Origin of the sequence: Mycobacterium sp. ACS4331 (assembly GCF_001667265.1) — a bacterium.
Taxonomy (GTDB): domain Bacteria; phylum Actinomycetota; class Actinomycetes; order Mycobacteriales; family Mycobacteriaceae; genus Mycobacterium.
In genome coordinates this window covers 27,797-47,421 of sequence record NZ_LZHW01000014.1, presented here as the reverse complement: position 1 = coordinate 47,421, position 19,625 = coordinate 27,797, and the positions used below count along the sequence as shown (strand labels likewise).

General features: G+C 68.8%; 18 protein-coding genes. 9 read left to right on the top strand and 9 right to left on the bottom strand.

Annotated elements, in window-relative coordinates; genetic code table 11:
• The first annotated feature begins 4 nt into the window (after positions 1-4).
• Complete coding sequence (locus A5727_RS05035) at positions 5-952, top strand: DNA-3-methyladenine glycosylase family protein (protein WP_502687656.1); 948 nt, start codon at positions 5-7, stop codon at positions 950-952.
• Positions 953-1,047: 95 nt separating this feature from the next.
• Positions 1,048-1,599 carry a Dps family protein gene (locus A5727_RS05030; RefSeq protein ID WP_068245513.1) on the top strand — a complete coding sequence of 184 codons (552 nt, stop codon included), beginning with the start codon at positions 1,048-1,050 and terminating at the stop codon, positions 1,597-1,599.
• A gap of 23 nt (positions 1,600-1,622) precedes the next feature.
• Here A5727_RS05030 and aqpZ read toward each other — a convergent pair whose 3' ends face one another.
• The 3 genes from aqpZ to A5727_RS05015 all read right to left on the bottom strand — a co-directional run bounded on the left by aqpZ (position 1,623) and on the right by A5727_RS05015 (position 4,827).
• A complete protein-coding gene (gene aqpZ, locus A5727_RS05025; protein WP_068245510.1) occupies positions 1,623-2,393 on the bottom strand; it encodes an aquaporin Z in 771 nt (256 codons plus the stop codon).
• A gap of 96 nt (positions 2,394-2,489) precedes the next feature.
• Positions 2,490-3,896: a chloride channel protein gene (locus A5727_RS05020; RefSeq protein ID WP_068245507.1), complete on the bottom strand. Its 1,407-nt coding sequence runs from the start codon at positions 3,894-3,896 to the stop codon at positions 2,490-2,492.
• A gap of 28 nt (positions 3,897-3,924) precedes the next feature.
• On the bottom strand, positions 3,925-4,827 hold the full coding sequence (locus A5727_RS05015; RefSeq protein WP_068245504.1) for a fumarylacetoacetate hydrolase family protein: 903 nt from the start codon (positions 4,825-4,827) through the stop codon (positions 3,925-3,927).
• A 34-nt stretch (positions 4,828-4,861) separates the two neighbouring features.
• Here A5727_RS05015 and A5727_RS05010 point away from each other — a divergent pair, with 34 nt between their 5' ends.
• Complete coding sequence (locus A5727_RS05010; protein WP_068245501.1) at positions 4,862-5,305, top strand: nitroreductase/quinone reductase family protein; 444 nt, start codon at positions 4,862-4,864, stop codon at positions 5,303-5,305.
• Here the strand turns inward: A5727_RS05010 and A5727_RS05005 are convergent, their stop codons facing one another.
• The 4 genes from A5727_RS05005 to A5727_RS04990 are packed head-to-tail and all read right to left on the bottom strand — an operon-like array spanning position 5,306 to position 9,513.
• Positions 5,306-5,566: an HPr family phosphocarrier protein gene (locus A5727_RS05005; RefSeq protein WP_068245498.1), complete on the bottom strand. Its 261-nt coding sequence runs from the start codon at positions 5,564-5,566 to the stop codon at positions 5,306-5,308.
• Positions 5,567-5,594: 28 nt separating this feature from the next.
• Entirely contained in the window at positions 5,595-7,715 is a 2,121-nt protein-coding gene (locus A5727_RS05000) for a PTS fructose transporter subunit IIABC (protein WP_068245494.1), read from the bottom strand.
• Between the two features lie 41 nt (positions 7,716-7,756).
• Complete coding sequence (locus A5727_RS04995; RefSeq protein WP_068245484.1) at positions 7,757-8,749, bottom strand: 1-phosphofructokinase family hexose kinase; 993 nt, start codon at positions 8,747-8,749, stop codon at positions 7,757-7,759.
• Positions 8,746-9,513, bottom strand: coding sequence for a DeoR/GlpR family DNA-binding transcription regulator (locus tag A5727_RS04990; protein WP_068245483.1), 768 nt, complete (start codon positions 9,511-9,513; stop codon positions 8,746-8,748). The genes A5727_RS04995 and A5727_RS04990 overlap by 4 nt, the downstream gene beginning before the upstream one ends.
• A gap of 117 nt (positions 9,514-9,630) precedes the next feature.
• Between A5727_RS04990 and ptsP the strand changes: the two genes are divergently transcribed.
• Together ptsP and A5727_RS04980 are read left to right on the top strand one after the other, a co-directional pair.
• Positions 9,631-11,319 carry a phosphoenolpyruvate--protein phosphotransferase gene (gene ptsP / locus A5727_RS04985; protein WP_157521225.1) on the top strand — a complete coding sequence of 563 codons (1,689 nt, stop codon included), beginning with the start codon at positions 9,631-9,633 and terminating at the stop codon, positions 11,317-11,319.
• 169 nt (positions 11,320-11,488) lie between these two features.
• Positions 11,489-12,460, top strand: coding sequence for a pirin family protein (locus A5727_RS04980; protein WP_068245472.1), 972 nt, complete (start codon positions 11,489-11,491; stop codon positions 12,458-12,460).
• On the opposite strand, the gene A5727_RS04975 is transcribed toward A5727_RS04980, so the two are convergent.
• Both A5727_RS04975 and A5727_RS04970 read right to left on the bottom strand, forming a co-directional pair.
• A complete protein-coding gene (locus tag A5727_RS04975) occupies positions 12,461-14,581 on the bottom strand; it encodes an FUSC family protein (protein ID WP_068245468.1) in 2,121 nt (706 codons plus the stop codon). It abuts the gene before it with no gap.
• Between the two features lie 12 nt (positions 14,582-14,593).
• On the bottom strand, positions 14,594-15,154 hold the full coding sequence (locus A5727_RS04970; RefSeq protein WP_068245464.1) for a TetR/AcrR family transcriptional regulator: 561 nt from the start codon (positions 15,152-15,154) through the stop codon (positions 14,594-14,596).
• Between the two features lie 266 nt (positions 15,155-15,420).
• Between A5727_RS04970 and A5727_RS04965 the strand changes: the two genes are divergently transcribed.
• The 4 genes from A5727_RS04965 (at position 15,421) to A5727_RS04950 (ending at position 19,620) form a co-directional block, all read left to right on the top strand.
• Complete coding sequence (locus A5727_RS04965) at positions 15,421-16,074, top strand: TetR/AcrR family transcriptional regulator (protein WP_068245461.1); 654 nt, start codon at positions 15,421-15,423, stop codon at positions 16,072-16,074.
• 91 nt (positions 16,075-16,165) lie between these two features.
• Complete coding sequence (locus A5727_RS04960) at positions 16,166-17,104, top strand: class I SAM-dependent methyltransferase (protein WP_068245458.1); 939 nt, start codon at positions 16,166-16,168, stop codon at positions 17,102-17,104.
• Positions 17,105-17,297: 193 nt separating this feature from the next.
• Positions 17,298-18,707: an aldehyde dehydrogenase family protein gene (locus A5727_RS04955; protein ID WP_068245454.1), complete on the top strand. Its 1,410-nt coding sequence runs from the start codon at positions 17,298-17,300 to the stop codon at positions 18,705-18,707.
• A gap of 49 nt (positions 18,708-18,756) precedes the next feature.
• Complete coding sequence (locus A5727_RS04950) at positions 18,757-19,620, top strand: SDR family oxidoreductase (protein WP_068245453.1); 864 nt, start codon at positions 18,757-18,759, stop codon at positions 19,618-19,620.
• Positions 19,621-19,625: the final 5 nt, after the last annotated feature.

Sequence of the window (19,625 nt, the reverse complement as noted above, 5' to 3'; positions counted from 1 at the left end):
TACCGTGTGCCGGGTAGACATCGATGCGACTGGACCCAGCGGGGACGCCGAGACCACCGTCGAATTCGCCGGTCCGGTGAGCCCGGGGTCGACGTTGTCGCCATGGCGGCGAGGCCCGCTGGACCCCACGTTCCAGATCACCCCCGATCGGGCGATCTGGCGCACCAGCCTGTTGGCCTCGGGTCCCGTCACGGCACGCGTCGCCCGCAGAGGGGTGACGGCCGTCAGGGTTCAGGCGTGGGGCCCGGGCGCGGTTCAGTTCGTCGCGGAGGCGGCCGCCCTGCTCGGGGCCGACGACGACTGGTCGGATTTCGTCCCCACCCACCCGGTCGTCGCCGAGGCGGCGCACCGGGCCGCGCATCTGCGGCTGGGCCGCACCGGACGGGTGCTCGAGGCGCTGATTCCCGCGATCATCGAACAGCGCGTGCCGGGGGCCGACGCGTTTCGGGCGTGGCGGGTGCTGCTGAACCGGTACGGCACCCCCGCACCCGGTCCCGCGCCCCACCGGATGCGGGTCTTCCCGCCACCGCAGGTGTGGCGGCGGGTGCCGTCGTGGGAGTTCCATCGGGCCAACGTCGATCCCGGGCGTGCGCGCACGATTGTGGCGGCGGCGCAGCGCGCCGACTCCCTGGAACGGCTGGCAACCCGCTCCGCCGAGGACGCGCGGGCGGCTCTGACGTCGCTGCCCGGCATAGGCGTGTGGACCGCCGCTGAGGTGGCTCAGCGCGCGTTCGGCGACGCCGATGCCGTGTCGATCGGCGACTACCACGTTCCCAAGATGATCGGCTGGACGTTGGCCGGCCATCCCGTCGACGACGACGGCATGGTCCGACTGCTGGAGCCCATGCGTCCGCACCGTCATCGTGTCGTGCGCCTGCTCTACGAAAGCGGGCTGGCGTCAGAACCCAGGCGCGGTCCGCGGCTCCCGGTGCAGGACATCCGGTCCCTGTAGCCCACGTCATGGTTGGCCCCTCGGTGAGGTGGGTATGCGGCTGACGACCACCGCGACGTACCGCGGCGTACCGCGACGTCTGAGAAGGAGTGACAATGACGAGCCAGTTCACCGTCCCCGGCATGACCGACAAGCAGGGTGCTCAGGTGGCAGAGTTGCTGCAGCACCAGCTCTCCACCTACAACGATCTGCACCTGACGCTCAAACATGTGCACTGGAATGTGGTGGGGCCCAACTTCATCGGTGTTCACGAGATGATCGATCCACAGGTCGAACTGGTGCGCGGATACGCCGACGAAGTCGCCGAGCGCATCGCCACCCTGGGCTTCGCGCCGGAGGGCACGCCCGGCGCCATCATCCGCGACCGCTCGTGGGATGACTACTCCGTGGGCCGCGACACCGTGCAGGCGCACCTGGCCGCGCTGGACCTGGTGTACAACGGCGTCATCGAGGACCTGCGCAAGGCCATCGCGGAGACCGAGGACCCCGACCCGGTCACCCAGGACATGCTGATCGGGCACGCCGCCGAACTCGAGAAATTCCAGTGGTTCGTTCGCGCGCACCTCGAGAACGCCGGCGGCAAACTGACCCATGAGGGTAAGTCGACGGAGAAGGGTGCCGCCAGCAAGGCGCGGTCGGCCAAGTAGCTCACCGGCTGTTCAGCGCCCGGTCAGCGCGGCCCCTCTTCGAGGAGGTCGTCGCGGACTGGGCGCTGAGCCAGTTGGTCGGTGCGCCCGAACAGCAGTGGATAGGCGACGCCGGCGATGGCGGCCCCCACCAGCGGCGCCAGCCAGAACACCCACAGCTGCGCGGGGGCGCCGTCGCCGTTGAAGAACGCGACGCCCGTGCTCCGGGCGGGGTTCACCGAGGTGTTGGAGATCGGGATCGAGATCAGGTGGATCAGGGTCAGCGTCAGGCCGATCGACAGACCCGCGAATCCCTTGGGCGCCCGGTCGTCGGTGGACCCGAGGATCACCAGCAGGAAGATCGCCGTCAACACGATCTCGGCGATCAGCACCGCGCCCAGCGAGTAGCCACCAGGGGAGTGGGCGCCGTACCCGTTGGCGGCCATGTTGCCGGTGGCCTCAAAGCCGTCCCGGCCGCTGGCGATCACCCAGATGATCAGGCCGCCCACCAGGCCGCCGAGCACCTGCACCACCCAGTACCCGGGTACCGCACGCCATTCCACGCGTCCGGCCAGCGCCGCACCCAGGGTCACCGCAGGGTTGAAATGCCCACCGGAAATGGTCCCGAACGCGTATACGCCGGTCAGCACGGTCAGACCGAAGGCCAGGGCGACCCCCAGGAAACCGATTCCGACGGAGATGTCGTCGGAGAGGAATTTAGCCGCGAACACCGCGCTGCCGCAGCCGCCGAGCACCAGCCAGAGCGTGCCGATGAACTCCGCGCTGAGTCGATGGAACATATTGGGTGTGGTCATGAAAGCTCCTTTGTTTTCGGAGGTGCCCTCATGCCCACGGTGGTAAACCCCGGGCCCCGAACCCGTCATCGTTGGTTCGTGTCCGGATCGGGACGCTCAGCCGGTGGAGTCGGACGGAACCGGACGCAGGCCGGCGCGTTCGGCCGCGGCGGCCTCGCGATCGGCGCGCTGCGCCCGATAGATCGACACGTCGGTCCGGGAGATCAGCAGATAGGCGACCCCCACCGCGATCATCGCGCCCGGCAGCACTGAGAACGAGGCTGTCATCTCGGCGACCATGATCATCACCGCCAGTGGGGCGTGCGCCACGCTGCCGAAGCACGCCATCATCGCCACCACGATGAACACCGCGGGCCCGGCCGGCAGGGCGGGAGCGCCCGCCAGATCGGCCACTCGCCAGATCGCCGCCCCGACAAAGCATCCGATGACGATGCCGGGGCCGAAGATGCCGCCGGAACCGCCGGTGCCGATCGACAGCGAGGTGGCCACGATCTTCGCGACGGGCAGCACGAGCACGATCCACAGCGGAATGGACCGCAGGGTGTCCTCGGCGGCGGCCATCTGCACCCAGCCGTACCCGCTCGACAGAATCTGCGGGATGGCCAGCGCCAGGAGGCCGACCAGCAGCCCGCCGATCGCCGGACGCAGCACCGCTGCGCCGCGGAACCGGAAGCGCGACGAGAGCGCCGCCGTGCCGTAGAAGACCCGCGCATACAGGTACCCGATTGCGGCGGAGGCGATTCCGATCAACAGGAACCACGGGATCTGCGCGGGATCGAAGACGTGGTCGTCGACCAGGCTGCCGAACAGGGGATCGAAGCCCAGGATCGCCCCGCTGACCGCGTAGGCCACGCCGGAGGCGATGAAACCGGGTACCAGCGCGCGGTAGTCGAAGTCGCGCCGGTAGATGATCGAGGCGGCCAGCACGGCGCCGCCCAGCGGGGCGCCGAAGATGGCGCCGATACCGGCCCCGATGCCCAGCGACACCGCGACACGGCCGTCCTCGTCGCTCAGGTTCAACCAACGGGTCAGCAGCGACCCGAACCCCGCGGAGATGTGGGCCGTCGGCCCCTCGCGGCCGCCGGAACCGCCCGAACCGATGGTCAACGCGCTGGCCACCATCTTCACCAGGACGACCCGGCCGCGGATCGCCCGCGGATCGGTGTGCACGGCCTCGATCGCGTCATCGGTGCCGTGGCCCTGGGCCTCGGGGGCGAAACGCGCGACGATCGAGGCCGAGGCCACCGCGCCGAGCGTCGTCACCAGCGGAATCGCCCACGGTCGGGTGAACCCTCCCGACCCGGCGCTGCCGCCGTCGCCGAGGGCGGTGGGCGGGTCATAGTCGGCGAGCCCGCCGAGCAGAAGGTCGGTCGTGTACTTCAGCGCGAGGTAGAACACCACCGCGCCGAGTCCCGCGATCACACCGATGATGACCCCGAGGATCAGCCACTTGCGCAGGGGCCCCGAGTTGCGGACGAAGGCGCCGAACTCGGCTTTGGGCATGGTGCGGAATGTTACTGCGTGCAGGCCGTCAGCGAATCACGTGCCGGACGTCACCGATGCCGTCGAGCACCAGATGGAGCTCGTCGCCGGGTTTGACCCAGTGACCGGTCTCCATGCCGGATCCGCCCGGCAGCGTGCCCAGTGCGAACAGTTCGCCGGGCAGAAGCTGTTCGTCGCGGCTGGCATGCGCGAGCACATCCCCGACGCTCCACTGCAGTCCTGCGCTGCTGACGGTGCTCACCGGGGCGCCGTTGATGTGCACCGAGCCGGTGAGCTCGGTCAGGCGGGGCAGCACGTCCTGCGCCGTCACCGCGGTCTGCGACATCGACGACAGGAAGTGCTTGGACTTCTGCGGACCCATTCCGCTGTCCATCTCGGCGCGCTGCACGTCACGCGCACTGAAATCATTGACCAGCACGAAGGCCCCGATCGCCGAGACCGCATCGGCAGGGGTGGCGTTGTACAGCGGCGCCTTGAGCACGAAGCCGACCTCAAGCTCGAAATCCAGCCCCCGGGTGTAGCTCGGGATGGTCACCGGGGTGCCGGTCGGCACGATCGTCATGGCATTCGACATGTAGTAGATCGGCTGGCGGTAGAACAGCCGGCGTGGCCGGAACGCGGGAAATGTTGCCCTGGTGATCTTTTCGTAGGTGTTGGTGATTCGGGCGGTTCCGGGGTAGAACCGGTTGACCATGCCGCGCGCGGCGTCGATGTTGTGACGTTCGGAGAGCAGGAAGTCGCGGAAGGACAGTGGGGAGAACGGCAACACTGCGTCGGTGTCGAGCAGGTGCCGGTCAGCGGTGGCCATCTCCCACTCGGCACTGAACGGTGAGGGGCCAAGGGGTGAGGGTCCGGCCAGGGCGCGCCAGGTGCCCGCGTCCTCGTACTGGAGCTCCAGACCAGTGGTGGTGCGAACCCTGCGCAGCCTCATTTACGCATTCTCGCAAGCGCGCTAGCGTCGTGTGATGCCGAATTCTGATCGCGTCGCCGAGACCGGCGCCTGGGTGCTGGAGCATGGCCACCGTCTGCTGCTCAAACTCACCGGGGGCAGGTTCCCCCGGACTGTCATGGGGATGCTCACCCTCGAACTTCACACCGTGGGCCGGAAGTCGGGAAAGCCCTACGCGAACCTTCTGACCAGCCCGATCCACGATGCCGACCGCATCGTGGTGGTGGCGTCGAAGGGCGGGCACAGCGACCATCCGGACTGGTACAAGAACGCGCTGGCCCATCCGGACGTCCGCGTCACGGTCAACGGCGCCGACGAGGCCATGCACGCCCGAGCGGCGACCCCGCAGGAACGCGCCGAGATCTGGCCGCAGGTGGTCAAGACCTATAAGGGCTACGAGGCCTACCAGCGCAACACCGAACGCGAGATCCCGCTGCTGATCCTCGAACGGTCGCGCTGACTACTCGGCGTCGAGGTCCTTCTCGACCAGAGCCGCGATGGCGTCGACCGCCGCGGCGTCCTCCGACTCGACCGTGACCTGGGCGCCCTTGGCCGCGCCCAGCGTCATGATCATCAGGGCCGAACCGGCGTCCACCGGTTCGCCGCCGTCGGACGCGAGCGTCACGGGCACACCGGCGTTGACGACGGCTTCGGCGATGATCGCGGCGGGGCGGGCGTGCAGGCCGACGGCGGATCCGACGGTGACGGTCTTGCTGGGCATCAGTAGCTCCTCCTGTGCTGGGTGAACGTCAGACGGTGGCCACGGCGGCCGAGTCGGACCTGGTTGCGGTGAACTGTTTTGCCGCGATGACGGCGACTGCGGCGACCACCGTGCCCGCGGCAAGGGCCAGCAGGAACCACAGTAGGTGTCCGATCGCGAAGAACACGAAGATTCCGCCATGTGGGGCCCGCAGCGTGACACCGAAGGCCATGATCAGCGCCCCGGTCACCGCGCCACCGGCCATCATCGACGGGATCACCCGCAGTGGATCGGCCGCGGCGAACGGAATCGCCCCTTCGGAGATGAAGGACGCGCCGAGAAGCCAAGCGGCCCGGCCGTTCTCGCGTTCGGGTTCGGTGAAAAGCGCCGGCCGCAGAGTGGATGCCAGGGCCATTGCCAGCGGCGGCACCATGCCGGCGGCCATCACGGCCGCCATCACCTGATATGACCCCGTGGTCGCGGCCGCCAGGCCGGCGGTGGCGAATGCGTAGGCCGCCTTGTTGACCGGACCGCCGAGGTCGAAGCACATCATCAGGCCCAGGATGACACCGAGCAGCACCGCCGACGTGCCCGTCAGGCCGTTGAGCCAGTTGGTCAGGCTGGTGTTGACCCAGGCCAGCGGACGGCCCAGCAGCAGGAACATCGCCAGACCGACGATCAGCGAGGCGAACAGCGGGATGATCACCACGGGCATCAGGCCGCGGAACCACTGCGGCACACTGAACCGGCTGATCCACAGCGCCGCGAAGCCCGCGATCACACCGCCCACGATGCCGCCGATGAAGCCGCCGCCCACGAATCCCGCCACCGCGCCCGCGGTGAAACCGGGCGCCAGGCCAGGGCGGTCGGCGATTGCGAACGCGATGTAGCCCGCGAGCGCGGGCACCAGGAACCCGAAGGCCAGGCCGCCCAGGCTGTACAGCACCGCGCCCAGATACGTCATGAGCGGGTTCAGCGGGTCAAGCCAGGAGGGCAGTTCACGCAACGGATCCGGAAGGTTGGTCAGTGAGTTGGTGGTGGCGATCAGGTTTCCGAATGACGTGCTCCCGCCGTCGGGCGTGTTGGCCACCTCGTAGCCGGCCAACAGGAAACCCAACGCGATCAGCAGGCCGCCTGCGGCGACGAACGGAATCATGTAGCTGACGCCGGTGAGCAGGATCTGCCGCGTGCGGGTGCCCCAACCGACGTCGGATGAGCCCTCGGTGGCGGCGGCCCCCACGCCCGTGCCCTCGACCCGCGCGGCGTTCGGGTTGCCTGCGGCCGCAACGGCTTCGGCGATCATCGCATCCGGTTCGTTGATCGCGCGTTTGACACCGGACGCGACGACGGGCTTGCCCGCGAACCGTCCCCGGTCCTTGACCCCGACGTCGGTGGCGAAGATGACGGCGTCCGCGCCGGCGATGGTTGCGGCGGGCAGCGGTGTGCTGCCCGACGAACCCTGCGTCTCGACCACGAGGTCGACGTCGGCCCGTTCTGCGGCGAGTTTCAGCGCGTCGGCGGCCATGTAGGTGTGGGCGATGCCGGTCGGGCAGGCGGTGATGGCGACGATGGTCCTTTTGGCCAGCTTCGCCGGCGTGGTCCTCTCGTCCGGCTTCGCCGGCGTGGTCCTCTCGTCCGGCGTCGCCGGCGTGGTCTGCTCGGCCGGCTTCGCCGTGGGCTCTGGGGCGGTCACCGGTGCGGCGGGGGCCGGGTTGATCACACCGTCGACCAGGTCCACCACGTCATCGGCCGAACCGGCTTCGCGCAGTGACGCGACGAACTCGGGTCGCACCAGCGCACGCGCCAGGCTGGAGAGCAGCTTCATGTGCTCGGCCCCACCGGATTCGGGGGCGGCGATCAGGAAGACCAGGTCAGCGGGACCATCCGGCGCGCCGAAGTCGACCGCCGGCGAGAGCCGGGCGAACGCGATGGTCGGAGTGTCGACGTAGGGGGAGCGACAGTGCGGAATGGCGATGCCGCCCGGCAGGCCCGTGGCCGACTTGGCCTCCCGCGCCATGGCGGCGTCCCGCAGGCCGGTCGGGTCCTGGGTGCGTCCGGCGGCGGCGAGAAGACCGGTCAGACGGCCGATCACGGCCTCCTTGTCCGGGCCTGCGTCGACATCGAGCAGCACCAGATCGGTCGTCGTGATCGGCTGGCTGGAAGTGGTCATGGGTGCACCTCGGTCTGGTCGGTGGATCGGTGGGTGTGGTGCTACAGCAGATTCGGCGCGATGGACACCACGCGCACGGCGTCGAGGTCGATCTGTGCCGGCGCAGGCAGCGCGGACCCCGGGAGTGCCGCGGCGGCGCTGCCGTAGGCCACGGCCATCTGCAGCCGCCTGGGGGCCTCGGAGCCGGCGATGTCCGCGCGGACATAGCCCGCCAACGACGAATCCCCCGCCCCGACCGTGCTCTTCGGTGTGATCGGCGGGGGCGTGGCCAACCACGCTCCGGTGCGGTCCACGAGCACTGCGCCGGCGGCGCCGAGCGTCGCCAGCACGGTTCCCACCCCGCGGTTCACCAGGTCGGTCGCCGCGTTGACCACAGGTGTCGGATCACCGTGGCGGACAGCATCTTCGAGCATCTCGGCGCTGGCGCCCGCCAGTCCGGCGAGTTCCTCGGAGTTGGGTTTGATCAGGTCGGGTGCGGCTCGGTCGAAACCTGCGGCCAGCGCGTCCAGTGGTCCCTCCGAGGTGTCCACCGCAACCCGGCACCCCAGCCCTGCCAGGCGCGCCACGACGTCGGCGTACCACGTGTCGGGCATACCCGGGGGCAGTGACCCCGACATCACGACCCATGCGGCGCGTTCGGCGCTCGCGACGACGGCGTCGGTCAGCGCCGTCAGCGCGGCGGCGTTCAGGGCCGCCCCGGGTTCGTTGAGTTTGGTTGTGGTCCCATCATTCTCGGTGATCGTGAGGTTGGTTCGGACGGAGCCTTCGACCGGGACCGCGGTGTACCGGACGCCGGTGGACCGCAGTGCGGACAGGAACGGATCGTCATCCGCGGCGGGCAGCACCGCAAGTGCGTCGACGCCGGCAAGGGTCAGGGCGCGGGCGACGTTGACGCCTTTGCCGCCGGCCTCGTTGGACACCGACGTGACACGCAGCACCGCGCCCCGTGTCAGCGCGGTCGGCAGGGTCACGGTGCGGTCGACACTGGGATTGGGCGTCACCGTGACCACCGTCGCCTCGGATGAACTGCTCATGCCACGACCACCTCTATTCCGTTGTCGGTGAGTGCTTTCCGGTCGGAGTCACTGATCTGGGAGTCGGTGATCACGGTGTCCACGCGCTCGATCGCGGCGAAGCTGATGAACTCCTCGTGCCCGATCTTCGAGGAGTCCGCCGCGACGACGACGTAATTCGCGCACTTGACCATGGCCCGCTTCACGGCGGCCTCGTCGCTGTCGGGGGTGGAGGGGCCGTGTCCGACGCTGATGCCGTTGGCGCCGATGAAGGCGACGTCCACGCGCAGCGTGTCCAGGCCGCGCAGCACAGGTTCACCGACGGTGGCCTGGGTGAGGCCTCGGACGCGGCCGCCCAGGAGGTGCAGGGTCACCGACGGCATCACGGCCAACCGTGCGGCGATGGGCACCGAGTTGGTGACGACCACCAGGTCGCGATCCGGGGGGAGCAGTGCTGCGATCCGAGCAGTGGTGGTGCCCGCGTCGAACAGGATGCTGGCCCCCGACGACGGCAGGAAGTCGACCGCCGCGGCAGCGATCGCATCCTTGAAGGTCGCGCGCGTGCCCTCGCGTTCGGACACTCCCGGTTCGACGACGTGCAGCGCCCGAGCGGGAACCGCTCCACCGTGGACACGGCGCACCAGGCCGGCCCGGTCGAGAACCGCCAGGTCGCGGCGCACGGTCTCGGTGGTCACGGCGTAGGTCTCCGCGAGCTCGGCCACCGAGGCGCGCCCCTGCGCCAGCACGAGCGACGCGATGGCCTGTTGGCGTTCTTCGGGATACAACGTCGCGACTCCGTTTGTGTGGTTATTCGCCGGTGATGTGCCGTTCGATCTGTTGATATGTGTTGTTTTACGCTTGATTGTGTTGACTTGTCAATGATTCGCTGTAATCTAGTTCACATGACCTCGACTGAGCGAGCCACCTCACTCTCAGTGTTGACCGGCGTTCCCGTGGTTCCCGGTGTCGCCTATGCGCCGGTCATCCGGCCGGGAAGGCTGCCTGACGTCGAGCAGCTGGTCACGGCGGATGAAGTCGCCGAATCCGCTCGAGACGAGGAGGCGGCACGGTTCCTCGCGGCCGTGGGGGCCGTCGCGGAACGCCTGCGTGAGCGCGCCGCGCACGCCACCGGCGCGGCGTCGGAGGTGCTGGGCGCCACGGCCCAGCTGGCCACCGACCGGGCCTGGCTCGGCGCGGCGGAGAAGCGGATACGGCAGGGCGTTCCGCCGGTGAAGGCCACCGCGGAGGCCGTGCAGCAGTTCGTCGAGATGTTCACCAAGATGGGCGGCCTGATGGCCGAGCGGGTGACCGATCTGCGCGACATCCGCGACCGCGTGATCGCCGAGTTGAGCGGCCTGCCCGAACCGGGGGTGCCTCTGCCGGACGTGCCGTCGGTGCTGGTGGCGCAGGATCTCGCCCCAGCCGACACTGCGGGCCTGGACCCCGCCCTGATCGTCGGTCTCGCGACGACCCTTGGCGGGCCCACCAGTCACACCGCGATCATCGCGCGCCAGTTGGCGATTCCCTGCGTCGTCGCGATCACCGGACTCGACGACGTGCCCGCGGGAGCCCGCGTGCTGCTCGACGGAACGCGCGGGACCGTCGCTGTCGACCCGGATTCCAAGACCGCCGAAGCCGCGGTCGCGGCCGCGCGGGATGCCGCCGAGGCGGCGGCGAGTTGGCATGGGCCGGGCGCCACCGCCGATGGTCATCCCGTCGGGGTGCTGGCCAACGTGCAGGACGGCGCCGCGGCCCGTGCCGCGCGTGACACCCCGGCCGAAGGGGTGGGCCTGTTCCGCACCGAACTGTGCTTCCTCAACGCCGAGTCCGAACCGTCTGTCGATGAGCAGGCCCGCATCTACGGTGAGGTGCTCGAGGCGTTCTCGGGGCACAAGGTGGTCATCCGAACGCTGGATGCCGGGTCCGACAAACCCCTGAAATTCGCCGGTCACCCCGATGAGGCCAACCCCGCACTCGGCGTGCGCGGCATCCGGGTGTCCTTCAACAATCCCGCGCTCCTCGACAACCAGTTGGCGGGTATCGCCGCTGCCGCCGAGCGCACCGGCAACGCGCCGTGGGTCATGGCACCCATGATCGCGACCCCCGACGAGGCCAAGGACTTCGCGGCGAAGGTGCGCGCGCATGGACTCGTGCCGGGGGTGATGATCGAGGTGCCGGCCGCGGCTCTGCTGGCCGACCGCATCCTCGAGCACGTCGACTTCCTGTCGATCGGCACCAATGACCTGGCGCAGTACACCATGGCCGCCGACCGGATGTCGGCTGACCTCGCGACCCTGACCGATCCGTGGCAGCCCGGGGTCCTTCTGCTGGTCGCCATGACCGCCAAGGCCGGGGCCGCGGTGAACAAGCCCGTCGGCGTGTGCGGGGAAGCCGCGGCGGACCCGCTGCTGGCCTGCGTGCTGACCGGCCTGGGCATCACCTCGCTGTCCGCGGCGTCGGCCGCGGTTTCGGCTGTTGGGGCGAAGCTGGCCACGGTCACGCTCGAGCAGTGTCAGCGGGCGGCCGAGGCCGTGCTCGCGACGTCGAGTGCCGCGCAGGCCCGCGCCGCGGCGCTGACAGTGCTCGGCTGAGCACGTGCCGGCGCCGACCGTGCGGGATGTCGGCGCTCGGCGGGCCGTTTCTCACTCGATATCCTGCACAGTCGGTGGTGGGGGGTCCGAGGGCTCGACGCCCGGGCCTTGAGGAATAACCGGACTGCGGTCCGGTTATATGGGGTGACTCTGAACAAGGAGGTGCCCAATGCCCGCCATCACAGCCGACACATTGACCCTGCCCCGCCTGCAGGCCCCCGCCGTCGGAGACACCGAACGCCCCGTGCGGTCCGTGACCACGGGTCCCCGAGGCTTTGAGGGGGAGGGGTTCCCCGTCGTGCGTGCGTTCGCCGGCGTCAGTGCCGCCGAGCTCGACCCGTTCATCCACATGGACCAGATGGGTGAGGTGGAATACCAACCGGGCGAGCCCCGCGGCACCGACTGGCACCCGCACCGCGGCTTCGAGACGGTGACCTACATGATCGACGGCCGATTCGCCCATCAGGACTCGCACGGAGGCGGTGGTCTGATCTCCGACGGCGCCACGCAGTGGATGACCGCGGGGTCGGGTGTCCTTCACATCGAAACCCCTCCCGCCGAACTCGTCGAGAGCGGCGGGCTGTTCCACGGCATCCAGTTGTGGGTCAACCTGCCCAAGGCGGACAAGTTCGCCGCGCCGCGCTACCAGGCGATCGAGGGTCAGCAGGTCGGACTGCTCGCGTCCTCCGATGGGGGTGCCCTGATCCGCGTCATCGCCGGTGAGCTCGACGGCTTGGTGGGCCCCGGGATGACACATACACCGATCACCCTGGCGCACGCGACCATTGAGCCGGGCGCTTCGGTGAATCTGCCGTGGAACCGTGACTTCAACGCACTGGTCTATGTGCTGTCGGGCCGTGGATCGGTGGGACCCGTGGGGCGCCCGATCCAGCAGGGGCAGCTGGCCGTGCTGGGCCCGGGCGACCGCATCACCGTGGCCGCGGACCCGGGTCAGGATTCGAATCGGCCGGCCATGGAGGTGTTGGTGTTGGGCGGCAGGCCCATTCGCGAGCCGGTGTTCGCCTACGGGCCGTTCGTGATGAACTCCAAGTCCGAAATCATCGAGGCGCTGGAGGATTTCAACGCCGGCAGGTTCGGCGCCATCCCGCCCGACGCCCTGAAGCCCCACCGGATGCCCTGATCATTTCGGCGCGGGGTAGAGCAGCTCGAGTTCGCCGATGTTCGCTGCCACCGTCACCAGTGGCAGCGCATCGGCGACGGGATGGGCCGCCTGCGACGACTCTGCGCGCAGTGCGCAGACGAAATCGTGGACGAGGGCCGTGGCGGGCAGCGGCTGGTCGGATGCCCCCGACATCCGGTCGGCCACCAGCGCGGCGTGGGTGTCCAGCACCTCCCGGGTGCGTGGATAGGAACCGGGCGACGGGGGTGCCGGGATGTCGGTGATCAGGTCCGCCGCGGCCCGCAGCCGGATCGCGCGGTTGGCCCGCCGGATGACCGGAGCGTGGTTGTCAGCCGGCCCACCGCTGTCCGAAAGGTATTGCCTCACAGCGCTGTCCACGGTCCGCGAGGCCGTCAGCGCCTGATGGCTCAAGGCCTGCACCGCGGCCTCCGAGGTGTCATGGGTGATGCGGCTGACCGCGGTGCGCAGGTACCGAGTGCCCACGGTGTACGCCGCGTCGATGGCGGCCGAGACGGCGCGGCCGGTGCCCCGCGGCCACAGCAGCAGCGAGACCACCAGACCCACGATTCCGCCGACGACGATGTCCTCGATGCGCACCAGGCCCACCTGCCATCCCGTCGGGTGGATCAGGTTGAAGACGATGAGAACCAACATCGTGAACGCGGCCTGACCGGCGGCGAACGACGCGACTTCGGGCACGTAGGCCGCGATGAAGGCCGCCATCGGGAGCACCACCCACAACACCAGCGGATCGACGCCCAGCAGTTCGATGAGCACTGCGCCGATCACGAACCCGAGCACCGTGCCCAGCACCGCGCGCATGACTTTGGTGCCCGTGGTCAGCGCGCTGCTTCGCAACACCGACAGGGCCGCGAGCACGACCCAGAAGCCATGCTGCACAGGGAAGATGTGTGTGGTCGCGACGGCCGCGGCCAGGCCCAGACCAGTGCGCAGGCTGTTGCGGGCCACCACGGCCCGCGTCGCCACATATCCCGACGGGATCGTCGTCACGGCCTGGGTCTCCGACAGCACGCGATCCGCGGCACCCGTCTCGGGAAGCTGGCGGCCGAGCACCCGCATGACGACGGGACGGGCGTCCGCCGCGGCCGCGGCGGCGATCACCCGCCCGGTGGCCCCGACCGTCGCGCCGAACGTGCGCCGGCCCAACAGTCGCGCCCCCGCGGCCGCGGCCGCGGCATCGTCGGGCTCGCGCAGGATTTCGCGCAGGTCCTCGCGGTACCGGCCCCGGGCGACGGCGCGCAGATCGGCCAGCGCGTCGTCGAGTTCCGCCCGGCTCGCGGTCCGATCTGCCACGCGCGTGATCCGCAGCAGTCGAGCGCAGGCGTGCAGCACTCGCACCGAGGGGGCCGCCATCGCCCCGAGTGCCGCGGCGGTCTCGGAGTGGACCCGGTCGCTCAACCAGCCGAGGTCGTCGACCACGCGGACGAGTGCGCGACTGCCCGCGGTCAGGCCCACCGGGCGGTAGTCGCTGCCGAGATAGTGCGCGTAGAGGGCGTTCATCGCGGTGTTGACGTCGCGGTCGGTGGCCCGGCCCTCCAGCCGCGCCGCCAGGGTGGCGCAGACCTCGGCCGCCCCGCGGCGCAGCTCGTCGAAATGCCTTGGCGGCAGCAGAAACAGCGAGGCGGGCACGCAGACCGCCACGGCGATGCACCAGCCCAGCAGCCGCTCCTCGATGGGTCCGGGCGGCGTGCAGACCGGCAGCACGAACGTCATCAGGGTGGCGCGCTGGCCCGCGGCGATCGCGCTGCTGAGCACGCCGGCGAAGGTCACCAGCACGCCCAGGACGAGCATCGTCAGCACCGCGAGCCAGGCGTGCGGTGAGATCAGTGTGCCGAGGGTGATCAGGACCGCGCCGAGCACTGCCAGCCCCGCGTAGGCGGTGGCCCGTCCGTACCGGTTCCCCGGGAAGTCGGCGGCAATCAGCAGTGCGATGGACCCGAAGATCGCGAACAGCGGAGTCTGGTCGCCGCCGGCCGCGAAGCCGACCGCCGCCGCAACCGGGATGACCAGCCCGGCCCGCGCGGCGCGACGCAGCGCGTCGAGTTCCGGGTCACGATCGCGGACATGCTCGAGCAGGCGCCGCGGTGTCGGAACCTGCATCGAGGACGACCGTCACTCCGGCAGCGCGGAGAATCGACCCTCGTCGAGGGCGTCGAGCAGCTGGGCACTGATCCACGCCAGGCCGTCGGTGTCCGGCGGCAGGGTGGACTGTTCGTAGCCGACCAGGACGTAGACCATCGATTTCGCGAACAGTTCCGCCTGCCGTGGGTGGCCCAGTATCTCGGTGGCCGCCTCTCGGATGAACTCGAAGCGCTCGCGGTCCACGTGCTCCTGGATGGTGCGGACCTTCGGGTCGATCGAACTCCACGTTCGGATCGCGGCTTCGGCGCTGTGAGGCAGGGCCAGGCCGGTCGCGACGACTCCGTCGATGCGCCGACGCGGGTCCGATTCCTCCTGCAGCGTGGTGATGCGCTGACCGGTGAGGTCGTGCTGCCAGTGTTCAACCAGCTCGGTCGTGAAGGCCGACCAATTCGCGAAATAGTGGTAGAAGGACCCCGTAGTCACCCCCAGCCGGCCACACACTTCGGCCAGCTTCAAACCCCCATAGCCAAGGTCGGCCAACACGTCGAGTCCCGTTTGGAAGTACGCCTCCCGTGAAACGACGGTAGCCATGCTCGAACGATAGTTCGCAAACGCTCACCAGTACACGCACGCTGCCGTGTCGAGCCGACGAGCGAAAGAATCCGGTCTCCGGGCATCACCGTGCCAGCGAACTCTGCCGCTGCGCGGTTCGCGTCAAATACCGAATTCGTTGGCAAATCTTACTCACGTTGCCGAAATTGTCGGGCCTTCCGGGCAACGACAGACGGATTCGTCGGCTTGTGGGCCCGGCAATAATCCGGAAATTCACAGGCGGCGAGGTGTGGCACAATTTGACTGTGCCGCATACCGCCAGTCGAGGCCCAGGTCGACCCCCCGCAGCGAAGGCGGCGGAGACGCGTGAGCGCATCTTGCGCGCCGCTCGCGAGGTTTTCAGCGAACTCGGATACGACGCTGCAACCTTTCAGGCAATCGCGATCCGCGCCGATCTGACGCGCCCGGCGATCAATCATTATTTTGCCAGCAAACGAATTCTGTTCAGCGAAGTCCTTGAACTCACCAATAGGAGCGTTGTCGCCGCCGGCAGTGAGCGGGCGCAGGCGGCCACGTCGCTGGTCGGCAGGCTGCAGGCGTTCATCGCCGCCGCCGTGGCGGCCGACTCCCATGACCGCTCGGCGGCGGCCTTCCTGGTCACCGCGGTGCTCGAGTCGCAGCGGCATCCGGAGTTGAAGCAGAGTCAGAACGACGCCTTGGACAGCTCGCGTCAGTTTGTGAAATGGGCTGTCAAAGAGGCGATCTCGTCCGGTGAACTGACCGTGGAGACCGACGTCGACGCGGTGGTCGAGATGCTGGTGGCGGTCCTGTGGGGGATGGGCTTCTATGCCGGCTTCGTCGGCGGTCATGAGGAACTCGAGAGCATCACCGAGCAGCTGTCGCTGCTTCTCGAGCAGCGGTTGTGGCAACTGCGGCCGGACCCGACGGTCGCCGACTGACGCCTCGCGAAAGCGGCGGGCACGGACAGCGACGGATAGTTTGCCTAAGTTTATTGGGTAGACTGGCTCATGAACACCTTGGGAGGAATTCATGAGCACTCTTCGCACCCACGACGACAGCTGGGACATCGCCTCGAGCGTCGGCAGCACCGCAGTGATGGTGGCTGCCGCCCGGGCCGCCGAGTCCGAACTGCCTGACCCGCTGATCTCGGATCCCTACGCTCGCCTCCTGGTCGACGGAGTCTCGGGGCTGTCCTGGCAGAACCTGCTCGAGGAGGAGGTCATCGCCAAGGTCGCCGAGGTCGACCTCGAGGCCGCCGGGCTCTTCCGACACATGCGCAACTACCAGGCGGTGCGCACGCACTTCTTCGATGCGTTCTTCGTCGAGGCCGCCGAGGCGGGCATCCGCCAGATCGTGATCCTGGCCTCTGGACTGGACTCGCGCGCGTATCGCCTGCCGTGGCCCGCGGGGACGCGGGTTTTCGAGATCGACCAGCCCAAGGTGCTCGAGTACAAGGCCGCCCGGCTGGCCGAGCACGGCGTCGCCCCCGCCGCCGAGTGCATTCAGGTCGCGATGGATCTGCGCTTCGACTGGCCCACGGCCCTCAAGGACGCGGGCTTCGATCCGCAGCAGCCGACGGCGTGGCTGGCCGAGGGCCTGCTGATGTACCTGCCGGGTGAGGCTCAGGACCGGTTGTTCGAGAACGTCGGTGAGCTCAGCGCTCCCGGCAGCCGGATCGCCGCCGAAACCGCCGGAAAGCAGTCGATGGAGCGCCGCGAGCAGATGAAGGAGCGGTTCGAGAAGCTGGCCGAGACCGTCGGCATCGAGCGGCCCGAGATCGACATCGCCGAGCTGGTCTACGACGACCCCGACCGTGCCGATGTCGCCGAATGGCTCAACGCCCACGGCTGGAGCGCGACCGCATTGAAGTCGACTGACGAGATGCGCAGGCTCGGCCGCTGGCAGGAGACCATGTCCTCGGCGGAGAACGACGACGCATTCTCGACCTTCGTGGTCGCCCGGCGCTGATTCGTCACCCCTCTTCCGCGGCGTCGACCGAGCGCGCTGCCCGGCACGATTTCCCACACTCGACGTCCGCGCCTGACTGCGCGCTCGTCCGGTGCCGGGCGGTTCGCGGACCGGGTGCTATACCGCCCAACCGGATGGTTGGCTACCATGGCGCCCAGGACTGCAGGCTCCGCAACGCCAGGAAGGGCACGCCGTGACCACAGACTTCTCCGAAGCGCCATCGAAGGCCTCGGACACCCCGGACATCCCGGCCGTCGTCGCCGGCCTTCGCAAGACCTTCGCCTCCGGGCGCACGCGCGACATCGAATGGCGTAAGCGGCAGCTTCTCGCGCTGGAGAAGCTCATGGTGGACAACGAACCCGCCATCGCCGAGGCCCTGGCCAAGGACCTCGGCCGCTCGCCGTTCGAGGCCTGGCTGGCCGACGTCGCGAGCACCGCCACCGAGGCCAAGGACGCGGCCAAGAACGTCGCCAAGTGGACGAAGCGCAAGTACAGGCTGCTCGAGTCCTCCCAGCTGCCCGGACGGGGTTGGGTCGAGTACGAGCCCTACGGCACCGTGCTGATCATCGGGGCCTGGAACTTCCCGTTCGCCCTCACGCTCGGCCCGGCCGTCGGTGCGCTGGCCGCGGGCAACACCATCGTCCTGAAGCCGTCCGAGGTGGCCCCGGCGTCGTCGGCGCTGATGGCCGAACTGGTGCCGCGCTACCTCGACCGTGACGCCGTCGTCGTGATCGAGGGTGACGGCGCGGTCAGCCAGGAGCTCATCGAGCAGGGCTTCGACCGTGTGTTCTTCACCGGCGGGACCGAGATCGGCCGCAAGGTCTACCAGGCCGCCGCCGCGCACCTGAGTCCGGTCACCCTCGAACTGGGCGGCAAGAGTCCGGTCATCGTGGCCGAGGATGCCGACGTCGAGGTCGCCGCCAAGCGCATCGCCTGGACCAAGCTCATCAACTCGGGCCAGATCTGCATCGCGCCGGACTACGTGCTGGCCCACGCCAGCATTCGTGATCAGCTGGTCGACGAGCTCAAGAAGGCCGTAGCCAAGTTCGAGGCCGAGAACCGGGGCGGCAAGCGGATCGTCAACGAGCGGCACTTCGCGCGCTTGACCAACGCACTGTCGGCGACCAAGGGGCAGGTGGTGGTCGGCGGCCAGTCCAACGCTGACGCCATCGAGATCCACCCGACCGTCGTGGTGGATCCCGCGCTCGACGAGCCGCTGATGACTGACGAGATCTTCGGGCCCATCCTTCCGGTGGTGACCGTCCAATCTCTGGATGAGGCAATCAGTTTCGTCAATTCGCGGCCCAAGCCGCTGGCCGCCTACCTTTTCACCAAGTCCAAGGCTGTCCGCGAGCGCGTGGTCAAGCAGGTGCCTGCGGGCGGCATGCTGGTCAACAGCCTGCTGTTCCATTTCGCGACGGCGAAGCTTCCGTTCGGCGGAGTCGGCCCGTCGGGCATGGGCGCCTACCACGGCAAGTGGGGCTTCGAGGAGTTCAGCCACCGCAAGACCGTGATGACCAAGCCGACCCGACCCGACGTCACGGCCATGATCTATCCCCCGTATACAGAGAAGGCGTGGAAGTTGGCCCGTCGAATCTTCTAGGGCCGATGCCCGCCCCAGCTGTGTGTAGAGGATTCGAGAAAGGAAGCTCATGCCCGGAGTTCAGGATCGTGTCGTCGTCGTCACCGGCGCGGGTGGCGGTTTGGGGCGTGAATACGCCCTGACGCTGGCCAAAGAGGGCGCTGCGGTCGTGGTCAACGACCTCGGTGGCGCGCGCGACGGCACCGGTGCCGGGTCGGCGATGGCCGATCAGGTGGTCGAGGAGATCAAGGCCGCCGGTGGCCGCGCCGTCGCCAACTACGACAGCGTCGCGGAGTCCGAGGGTGCCGAGAACATCATCAAGACGGCGCTCGACGAGTTCGGCAAGGTCGACGGCGTGGTGAGCAACGCGGGCATTCTGCGGGACGGCACGTTCCACAAGATGACCTACGACAACTGGGACTCAGTGCTCAAGGTGCACCTGTACGGCGGATACAACGTCGTGCGTGCCGCGTGGCCGCATTTCCGTGAGCAGGGCTTCGGTCGAGTCGTGGTGGCCACGTCCACGAGCGGCCTGTTCGGCAACTTCGGTCAGGCCAACTACGGTGCCGCCAAGCTCGGGCTCGTCGGTCTGATCAACACCCTGGCCCAGGAGGGCGCGAAGTACGACATCAAGGCCAACGCGGTCGCCCCGATCGCCGCGACCCGGATGACCGAGGACATCCTCCCGCCCGAGGTGCTCAAGAACCTCACGCCGGAATACGTCGCACCCGTGGTCGCCTACCTGTGCACCGAAGAGGTGCCGGACACCGCGTCGGTGTTCATCGTCGGCGGTGGCAAGGTGCAGCGCACCGCGCTGTTCCAGAACGAGGGTGTCACGTTCACCGCGCCGCCCTCGGTCGATGACATCGCGTCGCGCTGGTCGGAGATCGACGACCTGTCCGCCGCCAAGCAGGCATCGTTCAACCTGCGTTGATGATT

Excerpts from the sequence above, each read along its gene's own strand:
- A5727_RS05030 (WP_068245513.1), top strand. The coding sequence starts at position 1,048 with ATGACGAGCCAGTTCACCGTCCCCGGCATGACCGACAAGCAGGGTGCT.
- aqpZ (WP_068245510.1), bottom strand. The coding sequence starts at position 2,393 with ATGACCACACCCAATATGTTCCATCGACTCAGCGCGGAGTTCATCGGC.
- A5727_RS04970 (WP_068245464.1), bottom strand. The coding sequence starts at position 15,154 with ATGGCTACCGTCGTTTCACGGGAGGCGTACTTCCAAACGGGACTCGAC.
- A5727_RS04995 (WP_068245484.1), bottom strand. The coding sequence starts at position 8,749 with ATGAGCAGTTCATCCGAGGCGACGGTGGTCACGGTGACGCCCAATCCC.
- A5727_RS05000 (WP_068245494.1), bottom strand. The coding sequence starts at position 7,715 with ATGACCACTTCCAGCCAGCCGATCACGACGACCGATCTGGTGCTGCTC.
- A5727_RS04980 (WP_068245472.1), top strand. The coding sequence starts at position 11,489 with ATGCCCGCCATCACAGCCGACACATTGACCCTGCCCCGCCTGCAGGCC.
- A5727_RS05010 (WP_068245501.1), top strand. The coding sequence starts at position 4,862 with ATGCCGAATTCTGATCGCGTCGCCGAGACCGGCGCCTGGGTGCTGGAG.
- A5727_RS05015 (WP_068245504.1), bottom strand. The coding sequence starts at position 4,827 with ATGAGGCTGCGCAGGGTTCGCACCACCACTGGTCTGGAGCTCCAGTAC.
- A5727_RS04950 (WP_068245453.1), top strand. The coding sequence starts at position 18,757 with ATGCCCGGAGTTCAGGATCGTGTCGTCGTCGTCACCGGCGCGGGTGGC.
- A5727_RS05020 (WP_068245507.1), bottom strand. The coding sequence starts at position 3,896 with ATGCCCAAAGCCGAGTTCGGCGCCTTCGTCCGCAACTCGGGGCCCCTG.
- ptsP (WP_157521225.1), top strand. The coding sequence starts at position 9,631 with ATGACCTCGACTGAGCGAGCCACCTCACTCTCAGTGTTGACCGGCGTT.
- A5727_RS05005 (WP_068245498.1), bottom strand. The coding sequence starts at position 5,566 with ATGCCCAGCAAGACCGTCACCGTCGGATCCGCCGTCGGCCTGCACGCC.
- A5727_RS04960 (WP_068245458.1), top strand. The coding sequence starts at position 16,166 with ATGAGCACTCTTCGCACCCACGACGACAGCTGGGACATCGCCTCGAGC.
- A5727_RS04975 (WP_068245468.1), bottom strand. The coding sequence starts at position 14,581 with ATGCAGGTTCCGACACCGCGGCGCCTGCTCGAGCATGTCCGCGATCGT.